The organism is Promicromonospora sp. NPDC060204, from assembly GCF_042728455.1.
Taxonomy (GTDB): domain Bacteria; phylum Actinomycetota; class Actinomycetes; order Actinomycetales; family Cellulomonadaceae; genus Promicromonospora.
This window is the reverse complement of sequence record NZ_JBHWZO010000462.1, coordinates 1-1,445: the sequence shown is the minus strand read 5'-3', so window position 1 is coordinate 1,445 and position 1,445 is coordinate 1. Positions and strand designations below refer to the sequence as shown.

Annotated in this window: 1 protein-coding gene and 1 pseudogene; both read left to right on the top strand. The window is 76.6% G+C overall.

Features of this window, described 5'->3' with window-relative positions:
- Positions 1–470, top strand: a pseudogene (locus ACFWEJ_RS28690) (hypothetical protein); the annotation flags it as partial.
- Entirely contained in the window at positions 467–1,375 is a 909-nt protein-coding gene (locus ACFWEJ_RS28685; RefSeq protein WP_377232556.1) for an alpha/beta fold hydrolase, read from the top strand. The pseudogene ACFWEJ_RS28690 and the gene ACFWEJ_RS28685, both read left to right, overlap by 4 nt.
- Positions 1,376–1,445: the final 70 nt, after the last annotated feature.

Genomic DNA, 1,445 nt, shown 5'->3' with positions numbered 1-1,445 from the left:
CCCGGGGGGGGGTGGTGGCGCGGGGGGCCCCCCCGCTTTTGGGGCCCGCGTACCTCGCCCCCCGCGCGGTGCTCGGCGAGCACGTGCGCGCCGTCGACCCCGAGCGGTACCGCGCCCGGTTCCGCTGGATCACGGCGCACGTCGAGGAGCTGCGCGCCGCCGGCCGCGTGCGGCCCGACGTCGACCCCGAGGCGGTCTCGCTCGCGCTGTCGAGCGTGACGATCGGGCTGCTGTCCGCCTCGGCGCTGATCGGGCCGCTGACGCCGGACCGGCTGCGCGCCGCGCTCGGCGTGGTCGAGGGGCTGGTGCGCGAGGGCATCGACGTCGGCCCGGAGGCGGGCACCGATGACGTCGGGCCGGGCGAGATGGGCGCTGCCGGCGTCGGCGTGGGCGAGGTGGGCGCTGACGAGACGGGCGCCGCCGAGGCGCGTGCCGGCGGCGTCGGCCGTGCGGAGAGGACCGGGTCATGACGACCACGACCACCGCCTTCGACGACGTCCGCGACCTCACCGTGGCGGGCGGACCGATCCGCCTCTACACGAGCGGCCGCCCCGACGCGCCGCCGGTCCTGCTGCTGCACGGCGCGATGCTGGACACCGCGGAGCTGGACTGGATGCACGTGGCGCCGGCGCTCGCGGAGCACTTCCGGGTACTGGCGATCGACCTGCCGCGGCACGGCGGCAGCCGACCCTGGTCGGGGCCCGTGGACCAGCCGCTGCTCCAGCGGGTCGTGACCGGGCTCCTGGACCAGCTCGGCATCGAGCGGACCGCGCTGGTCGGGCTCTCGATGGGCGGCGGCGTGTCGATCGGCACGGCGCTCGACCACCCCGACCGGGTCAGCGCCGCGGTGCTGCTGGCGCCGGGCGGGCTGGGTGCGCGGCGTCCGGCGCAGCTCGTGACCTGGCTGTCCACGCGCACGCCCGGGCTGCTCCGCGCGACCACGGCATGGCTGGCGCGGAGCCCGCGCGCGGTGCGCCGCTCGCTCGTCGACAACCTGCAGCACGGCGCGGACACGCGGGGCTTCGAGCGGGCGGTCGAGCTCGCGCAGCGGGAGGCCGAACAGAAGGACAGGCACCGCGAGCCGGCCCTCGACGACTGGCAGGCGCTGTCGTTCGGCCCGTTCGCGATGCGCACCGACTTTCTCCCGGACCTGCACCGGATGACGGTGCCGACGCTCTGGGTGCGCGGCTCGGAGGACCCGCTGGTGCTCCAGCCCGAGCTCGACGCCGCAATCGCCGCTGCGCCTGGCGCGCGGTCGGCGGTGCTGGACGGAGCGGGCCACCTCTCCACGCTGGACCAGCCGGACCGGGTGGTGGCCCTGGTGCGGGAGTTCCTCCTGGCGCACGCGGGGAGTGCCGAGCCGGACCGTCGCTGACGGCGCTGCGCTGAGTGGGCGCGCAAGGTGCGCTTCTACCCAGCGATTGGGCCCGAAAACAGCCCCGTTT

What these genes read in the sequence shown, in the direction of transcription:
- ACFWEJ_RS28685 (WP_377232556.1), top strand. Translation starts at nt 467, where the DNA reads ATGACGACCACGACCACCGCCTTCGACGACGTCCGCGACCTCACCGTG.